The following is a 19836-nucleotide window of genomic DNA, read 5'->3' on the forward strand; positions in this document are numbered from 1 at the left end:
CTTATGGTTCGTCCGATTCGACAACCAGGAAATCCTCGAGCCGACGCGTCATGCGGTCATGGCGCGACTCGTCAATCGAGAACTGCCAGGGCGACAGTCGTTCGTCGACTGCGGCTGCATCGGCGCTGAGTTCAGCCTGATCGTCGTTCAGTGCTCCATCGTCGGTGGCCGGCAATTCGGCGCTGACCGAGAAATGCACCCAGTGCCCGTCGTCATCGGTAAACAGCGTGGCCACGAAATTGAGCCCGTCCCGGGTCCGAAACAGTGCCCGAACCGCATCATCGGGCAACGTTTCATGAACACGCACGTTCTCCATATTCAGCGATGACAGCGCATCGGCGGTCTGACGCTGATACCAGGCCTGACGCGCCTCGCGGCCTTCGGGCACCCCAAGCACCACCCATGTGCTGCCCTCTTGGTCACCCGGGCGCAGCTCCACGGTCTCGCCATCCGGGTGGCGCAGCGTGACCGCCTCGATATCGGCAGCCGGAATGTCCATGATCGCCTTTTCGAGCCACTCAAGCGGATCGGTCGGCACGTCCGGATCGCGGTCGATCAACACACTCCGGGCCCGGTCGGCCAGGCGTGCGTAGCGACCGATGCCGGCACTGTCCGGATCACCGAGGATGATGCCGGGCAGTTCGGCGCCTGGAAAATCCACTCGCACGCCGGCGGCGCCGTCCTCTGCGATATCAGCCACACCGAGCCGGCCATACCATTCGGGATTGTCGGTCTTCTGCTCGACGATGCGTGCCTCGGCCAGGTCTCTGAGCAAGTCGTGAACGGCGGCAAAATCCGCTTCGTAGTCGAATCGTTCGCGCACTCGCCAGCGTTCCCGCTCGCGACGAAGCGTAACCGATGTCTCGCCGCCGGCTGCAACAATATCAATCGACTCGATATCGTTGATTCTGGCCCTGAGTTCGGGCAGCAGATAACCGCTTTCCATACCCGTGTCCGTGCGGGTCGACGGATTCGAGACCAGCAGCGCCACGACCAGGGCCATCACAGTCAAAACGCCCAGAATGATCAGCGTGCGAGCCGTCATGACGAGCTACCCCCTGCCGACTGACGACCAACGCGTCGTCGGCGCCAGGCAATCAGCAACGCAAAAACCGTGACCAGGACCGGCATCAGCGCGATATTGAGCAACTTGACCCGTGTGCCCAGGGCCTCGATGTCACGGTCAAGCTCGCGCCGGACCTGACGCAGCTGCCGCCGAATCTCGATGCGCTGTTCCATGAATCGATCGAGCTCGGCTTCCTGCTCGGCGGTCAGAATCGACAGATCGGTATCGCCGCGCGCCTGCTGCAGTTCGTTCAGACGGCGCTCGGTTTCGGCCAGTTCGTTTTCCAGCCGCTCCTCGGTCTGGCGCAGATTCTGCTCGGCTTCACGCCGCAACGAATCGACCAGCGTGAACGGCCGACGCGAACTGGCGCGGCTGCGCACGCTGATCAGGTCGGCATTACCGAGCAGGTTGTCGATGGCGTTGACGACGAAGTCCCCATTGGACGCGAACGGATCGAGCAGCGTGGTGCCGAAGAAGCGCTGACGCTGGACCCAATACTGATCGGCCAGCAAATCGGCGTCCCCGACCACAATCGCGTTGATGGGGTACAGGGACTCACTTTCCGGGTCGGCGTCACTAAAGGCCGACGGCACCGAGCCACTCAGCCGCGCGGCCAGCACCATCCGTTCACCGGTCACCCCGACCTGCGGAATCAGCTCGGAGGGATCATTGAGAAACTGCAGACTGCTGGCATCGAGCAGCCCGGCCTGTTCACTGGAGGTCAGCAGCGGCTCGATGGTGACCTGGCTATCCTCGGCGGCCTGGAAGTGCCCGCTGCTGGCCAGATTGACGACATCGAGCTCACCGGTGACCACGTCATCGGCGTTGACGTTTTCGCCCGACACGCCAAGGATCGCCGGATGGCGCACGGCACGGCGCGCGCCCTGGATCGTGACCTGGAGCGCCTGTCCCAGGTCGGCCACGAAGCGGTCGTCCGAGAACCGGACACCCCAGGCATCGAACAGGGGCTCAAGGCTGGATACACGATCCAGACTCATGGCCGCCATCGGATCGGCCGGATTGTCCGGCTGGGCCGTCTCTGCGTGCGGGTCGACGAATGCCAGCAAACGCCCGCCTTCGGTCACGAAGCGATCAATCGCGCGCAGCAGCTCGTCGGATAGCTGCTGCGGATGAATCAGGACCAGCACATCGAGCGCATCGGGCAGTTGCTCGTCGGTTGGCCGGACTCGTTCGACCTCGAACAACTCCTGGATCTGGTCATGAATGGCCCATGGCTCGTTGCGCTGGCCGGTCTGCATATTCACCCCGCCCTGCAAGGGCAGGCCGCTGAGCAGACCGACCCGTGGCCGGTCGGGCTGGCTGAGGGTGTAGACCATGCGCGCCAGTTCGTACTCCAGAAACGACTCACGCGCCGGCGAGATGAACGGCAGCACCTCGAGGCCGTCGATCTGATTGGTCCCGACTATGCCGAGATAAAGCGTATCCCCGGCATTGCTGACCGGCACGGCCTCGAGACCGTAGCGGGCCGCCTGATCCTCCTGTTCGGAAAACGGCGCCGGATCAATGCGGCGAACGCGCAGCTCGCCGTCGGCGCGCTCGGCCATTTCATCGAGCAATTCCTGCACGCGGCGGGCAAAGTTGCGCACCATTGGCAGATCGCTGCTGGCCTCTTCGCTGAAATAGAACTCCAGCGTGATCGGCGCCTCCAGGCTCTCGAGCAGATTGACCGTGCCCTCGCTGAGCGTGTAAAGGCCCTGCTCGGTCAGGTCAACGCGAGCACCGCGGATGAGCGCGCCGGTCAGGATCGTGAGCGCCAGAAACAGAATGGCGAGCAGAATCAGTCCGCTTGCGCTGAAGAGTCTGTTCATGATCAGTCCGCCTTCCTCAGTTCAAGCACGATACGATTGGCCGTCAGCCAGAAGCCGATAACCAGGGCGAAATAGACGATATCGCGCAGATCAATCACGCCGCGCGAGATCGAGTTGAAGTGGACCAGAAAGCTCAGATTGGCAATGCCGTCGACCAGCGCCTGCGGCAGCCAGCCGCGAAACAGGTCGAGCACCATTGGCAGCCCGGACAGCAGAAAGCCGAAACACACCACCACCGAGACAATGAAGGCCACGATCTGGTTGCGGGTGGTCGCCGACAGACAGGCACTGATCGCCAGCAGCCCACCGGCCATCAGCCAGCTGCCGATATAGGCCGCCAGGATGACCCCGTTGTCGGGATTGCCAAGGATATTGACCGTGATCCACATCGGAAAGGTCAGAGCCAGCGCCAGGCCGACAAACAACCAGGCCGCGAGGAATTTGCCGACAACCGCCTCGGAGACGCTGATGGGCAGGGTCAGCAGCAGCTCGATGGTGCCGTACTTGCGCTCCTCGGCCCAGAGCCGCATTCCCACGGCCGGCACCAGGAACAGATACAGCCACGGGTGAAAGCGGAAAAACGGTTCCAGATCAGCAATCTCGCGCTCGAAGAAGCCGCCGAGGTAGAAGGTAAAGGCGGCCGACATCACCAGAAAGATCACGATGAACACATAGGCCACCGGTGTGGCGAAATAGCTGATCAGCTCGCGCCGCATGACCGTGCGGGTATTGCCAATGCTCATGCCGCCTCCTCGCGCGTTACTGTCCGGAACACTTCATCGAGCCGACCGGACTCGAGCTGCATCTGCTCAACCGACCAGCCCTGCGAATCCACCAGGCCGTTGACCGCCTGGAACAGGTGGCCTTGCCCTGAGGGGAATACGGTGACCCGACCGGCGCGCACTTCCACCTCGCGTGCCTCGGTCAGCTCACCCAGTCGTGACGCGGCTCGCTCCGGATCGTCGACCTGCAGCGTGACGGCACCGTGGTAGCGCGACCGCGCCAGCAGCCCGGCCGGCGTATCGTCGGCCAGCAGCCTGCCCTGCGCGATGATCATTGCCCGACTGCACAGTGCATCGACCTCTTCAAGGATATGGGTCGATATGACGATGATCTTGTCGGCAGCCATCTGCCTGATCAGTTGCCGGACCTGGTGTTTCTGATTGGGGTCCAGGCCATCGGTCGGCTCATCGAGGATCAGCGTGGGCGGATCGTGCAAAATGGCCTGGGCCAGCCCGACGCGCCGCTTGAAACCCTTTGACAAGGTCTCGATGCTCTGTCCCATGACCGCGCTCAGCTCAAGCCGGTCGGCCGCCTCTTTCACCCGGCGAACGCGCTCCTCGCCGGCGAATCCGCGCGCCTCGGCCACGAAGCGCAGGAACTGGTCGACCGACAGCTCTCCATACAGGGGCGCTCCTTCCGGCAGGTAGCCAATCATCCGCCGGGCTTGAATGGCTGAACGGCTGATATCGTGACCAAAGACCTCAGCCGTCCCCGAGGTCGGGGCGAGGAAGCCGGTCAGCATTTTCATGGTGGTCGATTTGCCGGCCCCGTTGGGCCCGAGAAAACCGAGCACCGTGCCGGGCTCGACCTGGAACGACAGGTTGTCCACGGCGACCAGGGCGCCGAAATGGCGCGTCAAATTCTTGGCTGCTAGCATCCGTCCGTTCTCGTTGGGTCTGGTTATTTGGCCGGGGCCATTGCGAACGGAGATTGGGGTCCGTTCCCCCGGCTTTCAAGATCTGCAGCGCGGGTTTTCAGCGCTCACCCTAACAGGTCTTTCCAGCCGGCGGCAGAACGGTTAGTTTATGTCACTCGAAGTGACACGCGAATCCATGGAACCGACCATTCTCGACCACCTGCCGGACGGACTGCTCGACTGCAGCGCCGATCAGCTGCACACCAGACTCAGTGGCCCGACCATCATCCATCTGCCGGGGCGACGACCACAGCCGCTGTTCGTATGCGTGCTCCAGCACGGCAATGAGATCTCGGGCTGGGAGGCGACGAGGCGACTGCTCAAGGGCCGCTATGCGCGTGACCCGCTGCCGCGCAGCCTGATGCTGCTGATCGCCAACGTTCGAGCCGCCTCCAGGCACCAGCGCCACCTGACCGACCAGCCGGACTTCAACCGCTGCTGGCCCGGCTCGGATACCGGTCCGAGCCCCTGGCATGAGCTGTTCCGGCACATCACCGACCATGCCCGGGCACTTGAGCCGTTCGCCAGTATCGATGTTCACAACAACACCGGAGAGAATCCGCACTACGCGGCCGTCAACGCGATCGAGCCGCAGCGGCTGCGCCTGGCCGCGCTATTTTCGCGTACCGTCATCTACTTTACACAGCCGCAGGGCGTTCAGTCGATGGCCTTCGGCAGGTTCTGCCCTGCCGTCACCCTGGAATGCGGCCCCCCGGGCAAACTGGCCGGTACCGACCATGCCATGACCTACCTCGACACCGTCCTCAACCTCGAGCACATTTCCGGCCAGCCCCCCGCTCCCGAGGACATCGAACTGTTCCGCATGGTTGCAACGCTTTACGTGGCCGCCGATCATTCCTTCAGCTTCGTCCCCGATGCTTCCAATATCGTGTTCCGGCCAGATCTCGATCAGCTCAATTTCCGCGAACTGCCGCCCGGCACACGCCTGGCCAGCATCAATGTCGATACCGGCGAAGCGCTCCGCGCCATCACCCATGACGGCGCCAACGTCTCGCGCGACTGGTTCGGCAACCGCAATGGGGACATCGTGACCCGACGACCGATGATGCCGGCCATGCTGACGACTGATGCCGGCATCATTCGACAGGACTGTCTATGCTACCTGATGGAGCGGGTCGCCATAGGCGGCCGCTTACCCGATGAACCGATACAATCGCGTGAGTTGCCCGAATCGAGCCCATGAACGCGCACACCGGAGCCATGCCATGAACCTGTACACCGCCCTGGTTGCGATCACCGCGATCGTGGCCATCACCCTTATCAGCCGTTACCGATTCGAATCGAAACGCCCAACCGGTGCGGATACTGAGCGCCTGGACCGCCTTGAAACCGAGCTGCGCGAACGCATCGAGACACTTGAGCGGATCGTCACCGACCAGCGCGAAAAGCTGAAGCGGCAGATCGATGACCTCTGAATCTGACAGCCTGGTCACGCGCCTGGTCCGTCTGTTTCTCAAGGGCCTGGGCACGATCATCCCGATCGCGCTTACCCTGCTCATCGTCTTGTGGCTGGCGGGTGTAGCCGAACGCGGCATCGGCTCGCTGATCAAGCTCGTTCTGCCGGCGGACTGGTACATCACCGGCATGGGGCTGGTCGGCGGCATCGGCCTGGTCCTGCTGATCGGCCTGCTCAGCCAGGTCTGGCTATTCCGCAAGCTGATCGACCTCGGCGAGGCCATCCTCGACCGCATGCCCCTGGTCAAGTCGGTGTTCCGGGCGACCAAGGATTTCGTGGAGTACTTTTCCGGCGACGACGCCGAGCGATTCAGCCAGGCGGTCATGGTGCGCCATCCGGTGCTGAAAATCGGCGTCATGGGCTTCATCACACGAGAGGACTTTTCCAACCTGCCCTTCGGCGAGGAGGGCGAGGTCGCCGTCTACCTGCCGTTGAGCTACCAGGTGGCCGGCTACACCATTTTTGTACCGAAGGAATGGTGCGAGCCGATGGACCTGCCCTTCGAGGACGCACTGCGACTGATCCTGACTGCGGCGATGTCTCGACGCGGAGGTTAGGAATCTTACGCCGGGCGGCGGCCTGGCACCTTGGCCAGGCTCATACGAAATCGAAGATTTCCAAATCGCCCGGCCAAGGCGCCAGGGCGCCATTCGTGGAGTGGTTTGGGCTGGTCTGACCGCGCCCGGTAGTTACATCACCAGCAATCGAGCGGTTCGGGTGGTTTCATGCGCGATTTGGAAACCGAAGATTTCGTATGAGCGCATGAAAACACCCGAACCGCGTCCCACTCCCGGATTCAGCGTTCCTCGATCGAAGGCACGGAACGGTCTTCGGGTCCGATATAGTCCGCACCCGGGCGGATGATGCGGTTGTTGGCACGCTGTTCCATGATGTGAGCGGCCCAGCCGGTCACGCGCGACATCACGAAGATCGGGGTGAACAGGCTCGTGGGAATGCCCATGAAGTGATAGGCCGAGGCATGGTAGAAGTCGGCATTGGCGAACAGCTTCTTTTCCTCCCACATGGTTTTCTCGACGATCTCCGAGACCGCGAACAGCGTGTCGTCACCGACGTCGCCGGCCAGCTTGCGCGACCACTCGCGGATGATGGCGTTGCGCGGGTCCTTCTCGCGGTAGACGGCGTGGCCGAAGCCCATGATCTTTTCCTTCGCCGCCAGCTTGCTCAAGACATCCTCGCGCGCCTGTTCGGGCGAATGGTATTTCTCGAGCATGGCCATGGCCATCTCGTTGGCGCCGCCGTGCAGCGGGCCGCGCAGAGATCCGATCGCCCCGGTCACGCAGCTGTGCATGTCCGACAGGGTCGAGGCGCACACCCGGGCGGTGAAGGTCGAGGCGTTGAACTCGTGCTCGGCATACAGGATCAGCGAGACGTCCATGACCCGCGCGTGCAGCTCGCTCGGGGTCTTGCCGTGCAGCAGATTCAGGAAATGTCCGCCGATGCTGTCGTCTTCGGTTTCGACGTCGATGCGCTTACCGTCATGGCTGAAGCGGTACCAGTAGGCAATCATCGACGGGAAGGTCGCCAGCAGACGATCGGCCACGTCCTGCTGCGCATCGAAGCTCTCTTCGGTCTCCAGGTTGCCCAGGAAGGAGCAGCCGGTGCGCATTACGTCCATCGGATGGGCACTGGCGGGAATGCGCTCGAGCACGTCCTTGAGCGCGTCGGGCAGGCCCCTGAGCGACTTCAGGCGCGTGGTGTAGGCATCCAGTTCCTCACGGTTGGGCAGATGGCCCTTGAGAATCAGGTGGGCGACTTCGTTGAACGAGGCCTTCTCGGCCAGCTCGTCGACGGCGTAGCCGCGATAGCGCAGGCTGTTGCCGGCCGCACCCACGGTGCAGATCTCGGTCTGGCCGGCGGACTGGCCGCGCAGGCCGGCTCCGGGTTTCTTGTCGGTCATGACTGCTCCTTGCTGAACAACTGATCCAGTTTCTGCTCGAACTCGTGGTAGCCGAGAACCTCGTAAAGTTCGTCCCGGGTCTGCATGGCATCGACCACGTTCCTCTGGTGGCCGTCTCGTCCGATCGCCTGGTAGACGGCCAGCGCGGCCTGGCTCATGGCGCGAAACGCCGACAGCGGGTAGAGCACCAGCCCGGCCCCGGCTTCGCGCAGTTCGGCGACCGAAAACAGTGGCGTCTTGCCAAACTCGGTGATATTGGCCAGCACCGGCACGTCGACCTGGCGGGCAAATTCCGCGAATTCCTCCAGGGTATGCAGCGCCTCGGCGAAGATCATGTCCGCACCGCACTCGACGTACAGGCTGGCGCGGTCGACCGCTGCGGCCATGCCCTCGCCGGCGTAAGCGTCGGTGCGCGCCATGAACACGAAGGACGCGTCCTGCCGCGCGTCGACCGCCGCACGCACCCGGTCCGCCATCTCGTCGGGGCTGACCAGCGCCTTGTTGGGGCGATGACCGCAGCGCTTGGCCGCGACCTGATCCTCAAGGTGAATCGCTGCCACGCCGGCGCGCTCCATCTCGCGCACCGTGCGGGCGATATTGAAGGCGCTGCCCCAGCCGGTATCGACATCGACCAGCAGCGGCAGGTCGCTGATCGATGTGATCCGGCGCGCGTCCTCGACCACATCGGCCAGCTGGGTTATGCCCAAATCCGGCAGACCAAAGGACGAGTTGGCTACCCCGGCCCCGGACAGGTAGATGGCTTGATGCCCTGCCTGCTCGGCGAGCAGCGCGCAGTAGGCGTTGACGGTGCCCACCACCTGCAGCGGCGGATTATCGGCAACCCGTTGACGAAAACGGGCGCCAGGCGCGAGATCACTCATGCGAAGACGCACTCCGGGGAAAGGGGACAGCCGTTTATTTTATCATGGCGCCGCCCGGCGCCGAGGCGAGTCAGACCCGATGGATCGAAGCCGTTTCGGCGGCATGGATCGCACGATTGACCAGATCGGCGGCCGCCTGCGCATCGACAAAGGGCAGCTCGAGGTGACCGTGCGGCAACACCAGCTTGATCGACGCCAAACCGTGTCGCCGCTGGTAAGGCGTGCTGACAACCGCGGCCTGCTGCACCATAGCCAGTTCGAAACCATCGTGACGCAGTCCGAACAGGCCCTGACGGATCCAGCATACGCCGCCATCACAGCGCCAGCCCCAGCAGCGCCAGCGGCGGTGGATCAGCCACAGGACCACCAGCAGAACGATCAGGCCGCCGGCCAGGTACAGGCGCATCGAAGGCTGGTGCCACCAGGCCACGCCAGTGACCGCCAGAGCCACAGCACTGGTCCGTGACCACCACACGGCCCGAAAACGACTGCTGATTGGCCGAAACGTCTGCGGCAATGACAGGCCCGGCATCAGACGGTCGGTCAGCCCGATATCCGTTTTCCCCAGCCCCGGGATCAGGAAGTTCCGGCCACGGGGATCGATCTCGTTCTGCGAACTGGTCGCCTGGCGGCCAACGATATAGGCCAGCCCCAGCAACCTGCCCGCGGCGGTCTGGTGCAGACTGATTCCGGTCAGCTTGCAACGCCGGAGCGTTTTTTCCCGCCGGTCCAGCAAACCGGAACCGGCGACAAATCGATCGGCATGCTCATGCAGCTGGAATCCGTGGAACCGGATCAACGATAGCAGCCCCGACAGCGTGAACAGGCCGACCACCAGCATGACCAGTAAAGCCAGGACACCGGCCACGCCGGCATCAAGCAGCTGCTGCCAGATTACGCTGATGCCGGTAGACTCGATCCACCCCTCGACCCGCTCCTCGAGAGAGCCGAACAGCCAGGCGGCGACGCCGGCAATCAGCCAGACCTGGTTGCTGACCAGGCCATGACCGAACACGCGCAGGACTCCGGGCGCGTGCACTGCCACCCCGGACGCTGCAGCCGAGGTTGGCGCGGGCTCGGAATCAGCCGGAGGTGCGGATTCGGCGGCATCTGAGACTTCGACTGCCTCGCTGCCGGCCAGAGCGATCCGATCGCGCAGCGCCAGCGCCAATTCGCGGCTGATGCCCGGCAGCTCGACCTCCGTGGACTCGGCACCCGGCGTTTCCAGGCTGAAGCGCACCAGACCGAAGGGACGAAAGTAGATCGGCTGACTCAGCGCCACGTTCTGGACACGGGCGAAGCGAACGCGCTTGTCTTTTTTCTCGATCAGGCCGCTGCGGACACGCATCGCATCGCCCTCGATGCGGAAACGAAAGCGCCGGTAATGAATCAGCGCCACAAGGACCGCGATCAGCAGCAGTCCCGCGCCCCCCAGCACGAATTCGCGCAGACCGAGCTGCTCCACAAAGGCAAATCCGGCGCCGGCCCCGGCAAACAGGAAAAGATTCTCGCGAACGAACTTGATGCCACCGTTGATGATCAGGAACAACAGCGCCATGGGTGCCAGGCGCTGCCAGCGATTCACGTCAGTCGGAGCCACGCCCGATCTCTCCGGCCTGCATGCCTGAGCCTTGCGACGATGGCAGCGTTGAGGACGCTCCTGCCGCGTCAACCTCGGCATCGGCCGAAGCGCCAATCTGCTCGAGCAGATACTGCCGGACCCGTCGCGCCGAGCCGGCATCCAGCCCCTTGACGGTCAAATCAGCCTCCAGACCACCAGCCGTATAGCACTTCAGGCGCATCAGGCCGAGATAGCGCTCCAGCGGCCCGTGCATCGCCTCGACGTGCTGAATGCGGGCAAACGGCAGAATCACGGTTTTGCGCCAGACCACACCATGGCGGTAGACCAGGTCGTGCTCGCGCAGCGCCCAGGCGCGGGTGCGCGCATCCAGACGGGCGTAGACAGCACCCATGATTGCCAGCATCACAAACGGCAGCGGCAAGGCTCGGGATCCAGGCCAGTCGGCGGGGTCGAAAGGCAGGGGCAACCAGATGACAGCCACTGCCGCGCCGGCCAGAATCAACCAGAACGCCGTCTGCGTAATCAGCGCCCAGGACAGGTATGCCGGCACCACAGGGGTCAGCTCGACGCGCTGAAAATCGGGCAGCGCCCCAGGATCCACCTGTTCGTTGCTGAAGATCTCTGCCTGCTCCATCCTGCAGCCATTCATCCCGTTGACTCAATCATTATCGTCTGTCTCCGAAGGCTGCCAAAGTGTCAATGGTCATGACGGGCTAGTGGTCCTTCAACCTGATAATTTAGGGTTCAGCGTTCCTGTGGCGTTTCGCCGCAAGGCGCGCCGCGCCGGGAATGGCCATCGCCCTTGCCAAGCGGCGGAACGCAGCAGCGGAGCGCCACAGGAGCGCCCCGAAGGGTTGGTCTGTCAGCGTCCATGGCGGCGTTCCGGCTCTTGCAAAGGGCGATGGCCATTCACTGCGAGCCGCGCCTTGCCCTGAACGCTGACAGACCAACTGAACCCTAAATTATCAGGTTGAAGGACCACTAGTGCTGTCTCGCTCCGGCAGCGGCTCGAGCTGTTTGCCCAAAAAGCCGAGAACCTCGCTGATCATGAGCGTTATGGCACTCACAGCGCCGACCAGAATGGCAACGCCGGTAAACAGAGCGAACCAGCCAGCGATGCTGCCATGATAAGTGGTGTGGCCGAAAAAATAGGCCACCCACAGCAAGATCCAGCCGGCAGCGACAGCAATGAACAACACACGCAGCTTCTCGGGCAGCGTGCGCGGAGGCCGCGGGCCGAACACCAGGCTGCGAAGCAGGCTGAGCAGCCAGGCGGCCAGGGCAATGATCCCCCAGGCCTTCAGAATCCAGGGCATAACGTCTTCCAGGCCAAGCTGCAGCGCCTCCTGGTGGGCCTCGCCGGCATCGCGCACCCTGCCCTCCGATTCCGGCCCGGGCGCGTTCTCCTCGATCCAGGCGATCGGCCCGAACCATTCGCTGTAGACCTCGTAGCCCCGTTCAACGCCATCCCAGAACGAATCCTCGAAATTGACATACACCATGAACACGACCATGAAGGCGTAAAACGCCCACAGCACGACCATCGGGGTCAGGCTCACCCAGCGCAGGTAGCCAATGCCAAGGCCGATCAGAATCCGAAGCGGTTCGGGTATGGCACTCACGCCGGAGCGGTCACGGCCAGGGGGGCTGGTGCTCATCGGTGACGGCTCACCACCAGCTGCGCGCTCGAGCCCCGGGCATCCGGATGCACGCGTAAGGTTGTACCGAAGGACTCCGACAGCCAGGCAATGCGATAGAGGATCGCATCGCCCTCATGCGGCAGCGCGGGGTATGGAAGGCCGCTGCGTTCCAGCATCACGGGTTCCAGGCGCAGGCTCGCCTGATCCGGCTCCAGGGACAGGTGCGCCAGCACGCTGCGATGGGCCTCCAGGGGCATGGCATAGTCGGTGTTGAACAGGAAATTGCCGAGACCGAACAGGGCCAGTCGGCCACCCCGCGCCTGCACCGCCTGGGGCATGTGCGCGCCGTGACCAAGCACGATCCGGGCGCCCGCGGCCATCACCTCATCGACCAGTGCCGCGTGCTCGGGATGCACGCGCTCGGTCCAGCTGGGACCGAGGTGTTTGTGCAGCGCCACGACGACCGAGTACCCGGCGGCCGCCAACTCGGCAATGCGGCGCGGACCCTCACAGTGCTCGAAGCAGGCGGCACCGGCACGATCGGGCCCGGCACACAGCCCGTCGCCGGGCACCGCCAGATAGGCCAGCAGCGCAAGTTTCCTCCCGCGCAGGTCGAGCTTGAGCGGCCGACAGGCCGAAGGCCGATCCCTTCCGGCACCAAGCGTCCGGATTCCGGCGGCCTGAAGCCGGGCGATCGTGCTGTCGATCCCGTCCGGGCCGCAATCGAGAATGTGATTGTTGGCCAGGGTGGCGACACTGACGGTGCCGGCACGCAGGCGCTCTGCAATTCCCGTTGCGGTGTAAAAAGTTGACTGATGGCTGGAAACCGGACAGGCGACAGCCTGCGCTTCGGTATCGAGGATCACGCCCTCGTAGTTGAACACGAACACATCCGACTCGCCGATCGACGCTCGCACCCGCTCGAGCGGGTCCTGGCCGGGCGGAAGCTCTTCAAGCATCCGATAGCCACTGGTATCGCCCACGGCGACCAGCCTGACCGGCAGCCGGGCCGACGACTGTAACCAGAACACCAGCAGCGCGGCCAGCGCCAGACTGGCCAGCACGGCCGTGGCAATACCGGCCCGCTGGCTCATGAAGTCATCGTGCGCTCGGCCCGCTTGCGTTCATGCTCCTTGAGACGTCTTTTTCGCAAACGAATGTTTACCGGCGTTATTTCAACCAGCTCATCGTCGTTGATGAACTCCATGGCCTGCTCGAGCGTCATGCGCACCGGCGGCGTGAGCAGAACGTTGTCGTCCTTCCCGGCGGCACGGATATTGGTGAGCTTCTTGGCCTTCATGGGGTTCACGACCAGGTCGTTCTCGCGCGCGTGCAGGCCGATGATCTGGCCCTCATACACCTCCTCGCCCGGACCGACGAACAGCTTGCCGCGCTCCTGGAGGTTGAACAGCGCATAGGCCACTGTGGTGCCGTTTTCCATGCTGATCAGCGTGCCGTTGGCGCGCTCGGCGACGCGCTCGGTCGCCGGGCCCCAGTGATCGAATACGCGGAAAAACAGGCCTGTCCCCGAGGTCATCGTGCGATAGGCGCTCTGGAACCCGATCAGGCCGCGCGCCGGGGCGATGTAGTCCAGCCGCACCCGGCCCCTGCCGTCCGGCTGCATGTCCTGAAGCTGGCCCCGACGCTCACCCATCGCCTGCATCACCGCCCCCTGGTACTGCTCGTCCAAGTCCAGCACGACCTGTTCCCAGGGCTCCCGGATTTCGCTGCCCTCGCTCTCGCGCTTGCGCACCCGCGGGCGCGAGACGGCCAGCTCGAAGCCTTCCCGGCGCATGGTTTCGATCAGCACCGCCAGGTGCAGTTCACCGCGGCCTGCGACGTCGAACTGCTCGGGATCTTCGGTTTCGCTGACCTGCAAGGCGACGTTGTGGCTGGCTTCCTGAAACAGCCTGGCCCGGAGCTGCCGGCTGGTCAGATACTTGCCTTCGCGTCCGGCAAACGGCGAGCTGTTGACCCGGAAGGTCATGTGGATCGTGGGCTCGTCGACGCTCAGCGGCGGCAGGGCCTCGACCCGTTCCGGGTCGCATAGCGTGTCCGAAATCCCGAGCCCGTCGATACCGGTCACGGCAATGATGTCGCCGGCCATCGCTTCACCGATCTCTTCGCGCTTGAGACCGTTAAAGCCCAGTACCTGCAGAATGCGGCCGGAGCGCTTGCTGCCCTCGCGATTGACCACGGCCACCGGCTGGTTGGGCCTGACCTGCCCGCGCTGGACGCGGCCAATGCCGATCAGCCCGACATACGATGAATACGACAGGCTCGAGATCTGCATTTGAAACGGCCCGTCCGGATCCACGTTCGGCGCCGGCACATGCTCGATCAGCGCCTCGAACAGCGGCGTGAGATCACCGCTGGTGACCCCGGGCTCGGTTGAGGCGTAGCCGTTGAGCGCCGAGGCGTAAATGACCGGAAAGTCGAGCTGCTCGTCGGATGCACCCAGCTTGTCGAACAAATCGAAAGTCTGATTGAGCACCCAGTCCGGCCGCGCACCGGGCCGATCGACCTTGTTGATCACCACGATCGGCCGAAACCCCATGGCAAACGCCTTCTGGGTAACGAATCGCGTCTGTGGCATCGGCCCGTCGACCGCATCGACCAGCAACAGCACCGAATCGACCATGGAAAGCACCCGCTCGACCTCGCCACCGAAGTCGGCGTGGCCGGGCGTGTCGACGATATTGATGCGCCAGTCGCGCCAGGTGATCGCTGTGTTCTTGGCCAGGATGGTGATACCGCGCTCCCGCTCCTGGTCCTCGGAATCCATCACCCGCTCGGTCAGGCGCTCGTGCGCGGCAAACTGGCCCGACTGCCTGAGCAGCTGATCGACCAGGGTCGTTTTCCCGTGATCTACATGGGCAATGATGGCGATATTGCGCAGCTTCATGAGGTCAGTTGTCATCCAGCGCAGCGAAGCCGACCATTATAGGCGCGATGGGGCCCTGCGCGTTGACGCAAACCCGCCAGTCTCGTGCGCTTGCCAAGTGCGCCAGACTGGGCCACAATCGGTTTCGAGCACGTCCGGAGACATGCCATGAAGAAACTGCTGCTGAGCGTCCTGCTGCTGGCCGTGGCCGCCACCGCCAACGCCGGAGACTTCGAGATCAGCCGCTACGTCATAGCCGGCGGCGGCACGATGGAAAGCTCGGGTGGCCCCTGGACCCTGGCCGGCACCATCGGCCAGTGGGAAGCCACCGAACCGCGCGAACTGTCCGGCGGCCAGTGGAAACTGACCGGGGGCTTCTGGGCCGAGCTGCTTGAAGCGCTGCCCGATTTTCTGTTCCAGGACCGTTTCGAGGAATAGTCCCGCGGTTATGATGGGCCCATGCCCATCGAATCCGAACAATTCGTTCGCCTGGCGGTCGCCCTGGCCATCGGCCTGCTGGTCGGCATCGAGCGTGGCTGGCAGCGACGCGACAGTCAGGAAGGCCAGCGCGTGGCTGGCCTGCGAACCTATGCCCTGATCGGCCTGGTCGGCGGCGCAGTCGGCCTGATCAGCGCGGACGACGGATACTGGCTGATCGGGCTGGTCTTCATTGGCCTGGCCATCGCCAGCGCCAGCGCCGCCGCCTACGTGGTGACGACGCGAGCCGGCCACGACTACGGCATTACCAGCGAAACGGCGGCCATGGCGACCTACCTGCTCGGCGCGCTGGCGGGAATCGGTCAGATTGCGCCGGCGGCCGCGGCGGCGATCGTCATGGCGCTGCTGCTCGGCCATAAGGCGCGTCTGCATGGCTGGCTTGAGCGGCTGCGACGTGAGGAACTGACCGCCGGCCTGATATTCCTGCTGATCTCGGTGGTCTTGCTGCCGATACTTCCAAACCAGGGCTACGGCCCCTGGGAAGCCCTGAACCCTTACGTCATCTGGCTGATGGTCGTGCTCGTCGCGGGCATCTCGTTTTTCGGCTACATCGCCATCCGGGTCTTCGGGGCCAGCCGCGGTATCGTGTTCGGCGGTCTGTTCGGCGGCATGGCCTCGTCGACGGCAACCACCCTGGCCTTTTCCCGCATCGCCGCGCGCGAGCAGGACCTCTCCAGGATGCTTGCAGCCGGCATTCTGCTGGCCTGCGGAGCGATGATCGCGCGCATGATGTTCGTCGCCACGCTACTGCATGCCCCCCTTTTCAGGCCCCTGTTGCTGCCCGCACTGCTGCTGCTCGCGGCCACCCTGGCGCCAGTGGGCTTGTACCTGATGCGCGGAGGCGCGAACAAGACCGCGGACGAATCAAGACTGATGCGAAACCCCATGGAGCTCAAGTCAGCCCTGTTCTTCGGAGCGCTGCTGGCCGTGATCATGCTGCTGGGTCAGGCGCTGCGCGAATGGGCCGGCGATGCCGGTCTGTGGACCCTGGCCGCGGCGTCGGGCCTGGCCGATGTTGACGCCATCACGATCTCGCTGGCCCGCATGAGCGAACAGGACGTGGCTCTGCGCGTGGCTGCGGCCGGCATCGTGATCGCGGCCGGCAGCAACTCCCTGCTCAAGGCCGGCATGGCGCTGGTCATCGGCGGTCGATCCCTGGGTCTTCGCGTGCTGTTGCCGCTGGCAACGGGCGCGGTTCTCGCCCTGCTGGCTGTTTTCTTCTCGCCCTTCACCGGGAGCCCAGGGTGAGCGCACGCAACAAGGCGGTGACGATCGGCGGCGTCACGGTCGAACCCGGCGAACGCCGCAGCATCGACCTCGAGGTCGGACGGCTCTACACCCACTCACCGACCACCATGCCGGTCCAGGTGTTGTGCGGCAAGCGCGCCGGCCCGGTGCTGTTCGTCTCGGCCGCCGTTCACGGTGACGAGCTCAATGGCGTGGAGATCATTCGCCGATTGCTGAAGGTGCCGGCGCTTCGGCGACTCAAGGGCACGCTGATCGCGGTGCCGATCGTCAACCTGCACGGCTTTATCAACCTGTCGCGCTATTTCCCCGACCGACGCGATCTCAACCGCAGTTTTCCGGGGTCGGGAAAGGGGTCGCTGGCCGCGCGGGTCGCCCATCTGTTCATGACCGAGATCGTCAGCCCGTCAACGCACGGCATCGACCTGCACACCGGGGCGGTCCATCGGGGCAACCTGCCGCAGATTCGCGCCAACCTCGACGATGAGGAGACACTGCGCCTGGCCCGGGCATTCGGCACGCCGGTCATCCTCAATTCGGCCATGCGCGACGGCTCCCTGCGCATGGCGGCCATGGACCATGACATTCCCATCCTGCTCTACGAGGCCGGCGAGGCGCTGCGCTTCGATGAAGTCGCCATCCGCGGCGGCGTTGATGGCGTCTTGCGCGTCATGCGTGCGCTCGGCATGCTGTCGAGAACACGCAAGAAGCCGCCGCCCGCACCGGTCGTCGCCCGTTCAAGCAGCTGGGTACGCGCCCCGCAAAGCGGCCTGTTTCGTGCCTGGGCCCGGCTTGGCGACCGCGTGACGCGTGACGAAACTGTACTGGGCGCCGTTTCCGACCCGTTCGGAGAGCAGGAGGCTGAAATCAAGGCACCGCTTTCGGGCATTGTCATCGGGCGACTGAACCTGCCGCTGGTCAACGAGGGCGACGCGATCTACCACATCGCCAGCTTCTACCGGACCGATATCGCCCACGAGCGTGTCGAAGGCTATCAGGAAAACCTGGAATCCGAAGACTATCCGTACGCCGACACGGGTCAGTCCGAACCAGCGCCTGGTCCACGCGACTAAGCGGCCTTGGCCGGATCCCAGGGCCGGATGACGCCCTCCTGTGCGGTGGATGCCACCAGCTCGCCGGTCCGGGCAAAGAACTGTCCGCGGCTGAAGCCTCGCCCGCCGTGGCTGGTGGGGCTGTCGCAGGCATAGAGCAGCCACTCGTCGACGCGGAACGGCCGGTGGAACCACAACGCGTGATCGATCGAGGCCATCTGCACCGGGCGGGTGCTGAAGTCCATTTCATGCGGCAGGGTGGCGGTACCCAGCAGCTCGTAGTCGGAGACGTAGGTCAGCAGATTGCGATGCAGCTCCGGATCGTCGGGCAGCCGGTCCCAGGCGCGCATCCAAACGTGTTTTTTCGGCGCCCTCGCCTCGGGATCGATGAACTTGGGCAACTCAACCGGCCGGAACTCCAGCGGCGGTCGATGAGCCAGCAGACGGCGCATCTTTTCAGGCACCCGGTCGATGATCGAGTCCTGGATGTCGATGCTCTTGGTCAGGCCCTCGGGTCCGGCGACCTGCGGCATTCCGACCTGGTGATCGAAGCCGTTCTCGTCGATATGAAAGGAGGCGGCCAGGTTGAGGATCGGCCGGCCGTGCTGAATGGCCACCACACGGCGGTTGGAGTAGCTGCCGCCGTCGCGCGAACGCTCGACCTGGTAGACCACCGGCTCGTTGAAATCACCCGGCCGAAGAAAGTAGGCGTGCAGCGAATGCGGAAAACGCGCCTCGACGGTCCGGTGCGCGGCCGAAAGCGCCTGACCGAGCACCTGGCCGCCGAAGACCTGCGGTGCGCCGATATCGCGACTCTCGCCGCGAAACAGGTTGTCTTCCAGCCGCTCGAGGTGGAGCAGGCCGATGACGTCCCGAAGGCTTTCGTTCACGACTCATCCTCCCGGCCCCAGGGCGACGGCGGCGGTTCCACGGCCTCGCCCAGATCGAAATCAATCCGGAATACGCGCGGCGTGCCCAGGCGCCACAAACCGTAGGTGAAGCGCTCGCCCGGCTCGATCCGCATCGTCCAGACGTTCGAGAAGGCCGACTCGATCAGCTCGCGGGTGTGCTGGTCGGCCGGGAAATACTGCGCGCCGGCAGTGCCCGTGTTGGTTGTCGTGCCGCCGTACAGGGTGACCTCGTCGGGCGAGCCATCCTCGTGCCTGTGGTCATGCTTGAGCTCGATGCGGTCGCCCTTGTGGGTCAGCACCCAGGTACGTGAGTGATCCTCGCCAACCATGAAAGGAATCCGGATCACGGCATCGCCACACTCGCGCACGTGCATCACCAGGCGCTGGCCGGCAAAACCGTCCTCACCTTCCGGGGTCTCGATCAGTTGGCCTTCGAACGCTTTCCCGCACAGTGCCTGCAGGCGGGACCAGAACGCGTCGAGCCCTTCGGCCGGCGCCAGAGACGGCAGCAGCAGGCAGCCGGCCAGCAGCAGCGATACCGTTCGCAATCGCATCATCATCGCTCCAGATCACAAAGTCGCATAACCATCCGGCATGTCCCGGGGTAAGTCAACCCGGCCGCCGCAGGACTCATCGCGGCAGCGAGCACCCCCTCAGCCAAGGTCACCACGCAACACTATGAATGGGAATTATTATCATATAAAATGCGCTTCATACACCTATTTTCTCACGCCGAAAAGGAGACACTGCATGAATCCTGGAAAGCTGTATCTGACCGCTGCCGCCCTGACCTTCGCCCTGACTGCCACAGCGCTGGCCGGCGACGAGCGCGTCGAGCATTTCGAAGGCGAACCGGCCGAAACGCTCGAGCAGGCCATCAGCAATTTCTCGGAATACAACGCCAAACTGGCGCAAATAATGGAACAGGATGAACTCAGCCTCGAGGATTTCGGCCAGATCCACGAGTTGACCTACACCCTGGAGAACGCGCTGGGCAAGATCAGCGAGGAACTCGAGGAACTGGCCGAAACGCTCGAGCGCCTGCATCTGGCCTCCGAGCACATCGACCACGAAACGGTTCGGCAAAGCGGCAGCGCGTATCTTGCAACCGCCCGCGAGATCATCGAATAGGGCCACGGCCTGGGCGCCCGGCC

At 64.1% G+C, this 19836-nt stretch carries 20 protein-coding genes; 7 read left to right on the forward strand and 13 right to left on the reverse strand.

Going from position 1 to position 19836, the window contains the following annotated elements:
* Window position 1 precedes the first annotated feature (1 nt).
* The 4 genes from HND55_09265 to HND55_09280 are packed head-to-tail and all read right to left on the reverse strand — an operon-like array spanning window position 2 to window position 4555.
* Window positions 2-1045 carry a DUF4340 domain-containing protein gene (locus tag HND55_09265; GenBank protein ID QKK02817.1) on the reverse strand — a complete coding sequence of 348 codons (1044 nt, stop codon included), beginning with the start codon at window positions 1043-1045 and terminating at the stop codon, window positions 2-4.
* Entirely contained in the window at window positions 1042-2895 is a 1854-nt protein-coding gene (locus tag HND55_09270) for a hypothetical protein (GenBank protein ID QKK02818.1), read from the reverse strand. The genes HND55_09265 and HND55_09270 overlap by 4 nt, the downstream gene beginning before the upstream one ends.
* A 2-nt stretch (window positions 2896-2897) precedes the next feature.
* Window positions 2898-3638 (reverse strand): ABC transporter permease subunit, encoded by a 741-nt coding sequence (locus HND55_09275; GenBank protein ID QKK02819.1) that lies wholly within the window; start codon window positions 3636-3638, stop codon window positions 2898-2900.
* Window positions 3635-4555 carry an ABC transporter ATP-binding protein gene (locus tag HND55_09280; protein QKK02820.1) on the reverse strand — a complete coding sequence of 307 codons (921 nt, stop codon included), beginning with the start codon at window positions 4553-4555 and terminating at the stop codon, window positions 3635-3637. The genes HND55_09275 and HND55_09280 overlap by 4 nt, the downstream gene beginning before the upstream one ends.
* A 175-nt stretch (window positions 4556-4730) precedes the next feature.
* Here HND55_09280 and HND55_09285 point away from each other — a divergent pair, with 175 nt between their 5' ends.
* The 3 genes from HND55_09285 to HND55_09295 are packed head-to-tail and all read left to right on the forward strand — an operon-like array spanning window position 4731 to window position 6628.
* Window positions 4731-5798, forward strand: coding sequence for a peptidase M14 (locus tag HND55_09285; GenBank protein ID QKK02821.1), 1068 nt, complete (start codon window positions 4731-4733; stop codon window positions 5796-5798).
* A 22-nt stretch (window positions 5799-5820) separates the two neighbouring features.
* Entirely contained in the window at window positions 5821-6030 is a 210-nt protein-coding gene (locus HND55_09290; protein QKK02822.1) for a hypothetical protein, read from the forward strand.
* On the forward strand, window positions 6020-6628 hold the full coding sequence (locus HND55_09295; protein ID QKK02823.1) for a DUF502 domain-containing protein: 609 nt from the start codon (window positions 6020-6022) through the stop codon (window positions 6626-6628). The genes HND55_09290 and HND55_09295 overlap by 11 nt, the downstream gene beginning before the upstream one ends.
* A gap of 239 nt (window positions 6629-6867) precedes the next feature.
* On the opposite strand, the gene prpC is transcribed toward HND55_09295, so the two are convergent.
* From prpC to typA, 7 genes are all read right to left on the reverse strand, one after another.
* On the reverse strand, window positions 6868-7989 hold the full coding sequence (gene prpC, locus HND55_09300) for a 2-methylcitrate synthase (GenBank protein QKK02824.1): 1122 nt from the start codon (window positions 7987-7989) through the stop codon (window positions 6868-6870).
* A complete protein-coding gene (prpB, locus tag HND55_09305) occupies window positions 7986-8870 on the reverse strand; it encodes a methylisocitrate lyase (GenBank protein QKK02825.1) in 885 nt (294 codons plus the stop codon). Before prpB ends, prpC begins: the two co-directional genes overlap by 4 nt.
* A 70-nt stretch (window positions 8871-8940) precedes the next feature.
* Window positions 8941-10470, reverse strand: a complete 1530-nt coding sequence (locus HND55_09310) for a PH domain-containing protein (protein QKK02826.1) — start codon at window positions 10468-10470, stop codon at window positions 8941-8943.
* On the reverse strand, window positions 10457-11086 hold the full coding sequence (locus HND55_09315) for a PH domain-containing protein (protein ID QKK02827.1): 630 nt from the start codon (window positions 11084-11086) through the stop codon (window positions 10457-10459). The genes HND55_09310 and HND55_09315 overlap by 14 nt, the downstream gene beginning before the upstream one ends.
* Window positions 11087-11417: 331 nt before the next feature.
* The gene (locus HND55_09320) at window positions 11418-12110 is read right to left on the reverse strand and encodes a hypothetical protein (GenBank protein QKK02828.1); all 693 of its coding nucleotides are present in this window, start codon (window positions 12108-12110) and stop codon (window positions 11418-11420) included.
* Complete coding sequence (locus tag HND55_09325; GenBank protein ID QKK02829.1) at window positions 12107-13186, reverse strand: CapA family protein; 1080 nt, start codon at window positions 13184-13186, stop codon at window positions 12107-12109. Before HND55_09325 ends, HND55_09320 begins: the two co-directional genes overlap by 4 nt.
* On the reverse strand, window positions 13183-15012 hold the full coding sequence (typA, locus tag HND55_09330; GenBank protein QKK02830.1) for a translational GTPase TypA: 1830 nt from the start codon (window positions 15010-15012) through the stop codon (window positions 13183-13185). Before typA ends, HND55_09325 begins: the two co-directional genes overlap by 4 nt.
* A gap of 132 nt (window positions 15013-15144) precedes the next feature.
* Here typA and HND55_09335 point away from each other — a divergent pair, with 132 nt between their 5' ends.
* The 3 genes from HND55_09335 to HND55_09345 are packed head-to-tail and all read left to right on the forward strand — an operon-like array spanning window position 15145 to window position 17792.
* Window positions 15145-15414, forward strand: coding sequence for a hypothetical protein (locus HND55_09335; GenBank protein QKK02831.1), 270 nt, complete (start codon window positions 15145-15147; stop codon window positions 15412-15414).
* A gap of 21 nt (window positions 15415-15435) precedes the next feature.
* Entirely contained in the window at window positions 15436-16722 is a 1287-nt protein-coding gene (locus HND55_09340; GenBank protein QKK02832.1) for a DUF4010 domain-containing protein, read from the forward strand.
* A complete protein-coding gene (locus HND55_09345; protein ID QKK02833.1) occupies window positions 16719-17792 on the forward strand; it encodes a succinylglutamate desuccinylase/aspartoacylase family protein in 1074 nt (357 codons plus the stop codon). The genes HND55_09340 and HND55_09345 overlap by 4 nt, the downstream gene beginning before the upstream one ends.
* Here the strand turns inward: HND55_09345 and HND55_09350 are convergent.
* Window positions 17789-18661, reverse strand: coding sequence for an acyl-CoA thioesterase II (locus HND55_09350; GenBank protein ID QKK02834.1), 873 nt, complete (start codon window positions 18659-18661; stop codon window positions 17789-17791). The genes HND55_09345 and HND55_09350 overlap by 4 nt on opposite strands.
* A complete protein-coding gene (locus tag HND55_09355; GenBank protein ID QKK04057.1) occupies window positions 18658-19239 on the reverse strand; it encodes a hypothetical protein in 582 nt (193 codons plus the stop codon). Before HND55_09355 ends, HND55_09350 begins: the two co-directional genes overlap by 4 nt.
* A 193-nt stretch (window positions 19240-19432) precedes the next feature.
* Here HND55_09355 and HND55_09360 point away from each other — a divergent pair, with 193 nt between their 5' ends.
* On the forward strand, window positions 19433-19813 hold the full coding sequence (locus tag HND55_09360) for a hypothetical protein (protein ID QKK02835.1): 381 nt from the start codon (window positions 19433-19435) through the stop codon (window positions 19811-19813).
* The last annotated feature ends 23 nt before the right edge of the window (window positions 19814-19836 follow it).

The organism is Pseudomonadota bacterium (assembly GCA_013285445.1).
Lineage (GTDB): Bacteria > Pseudomonadota > Gammaproteobacteria > Xanthomonadales > Wenzhouxiangellaceae > Wenzhouxiangella.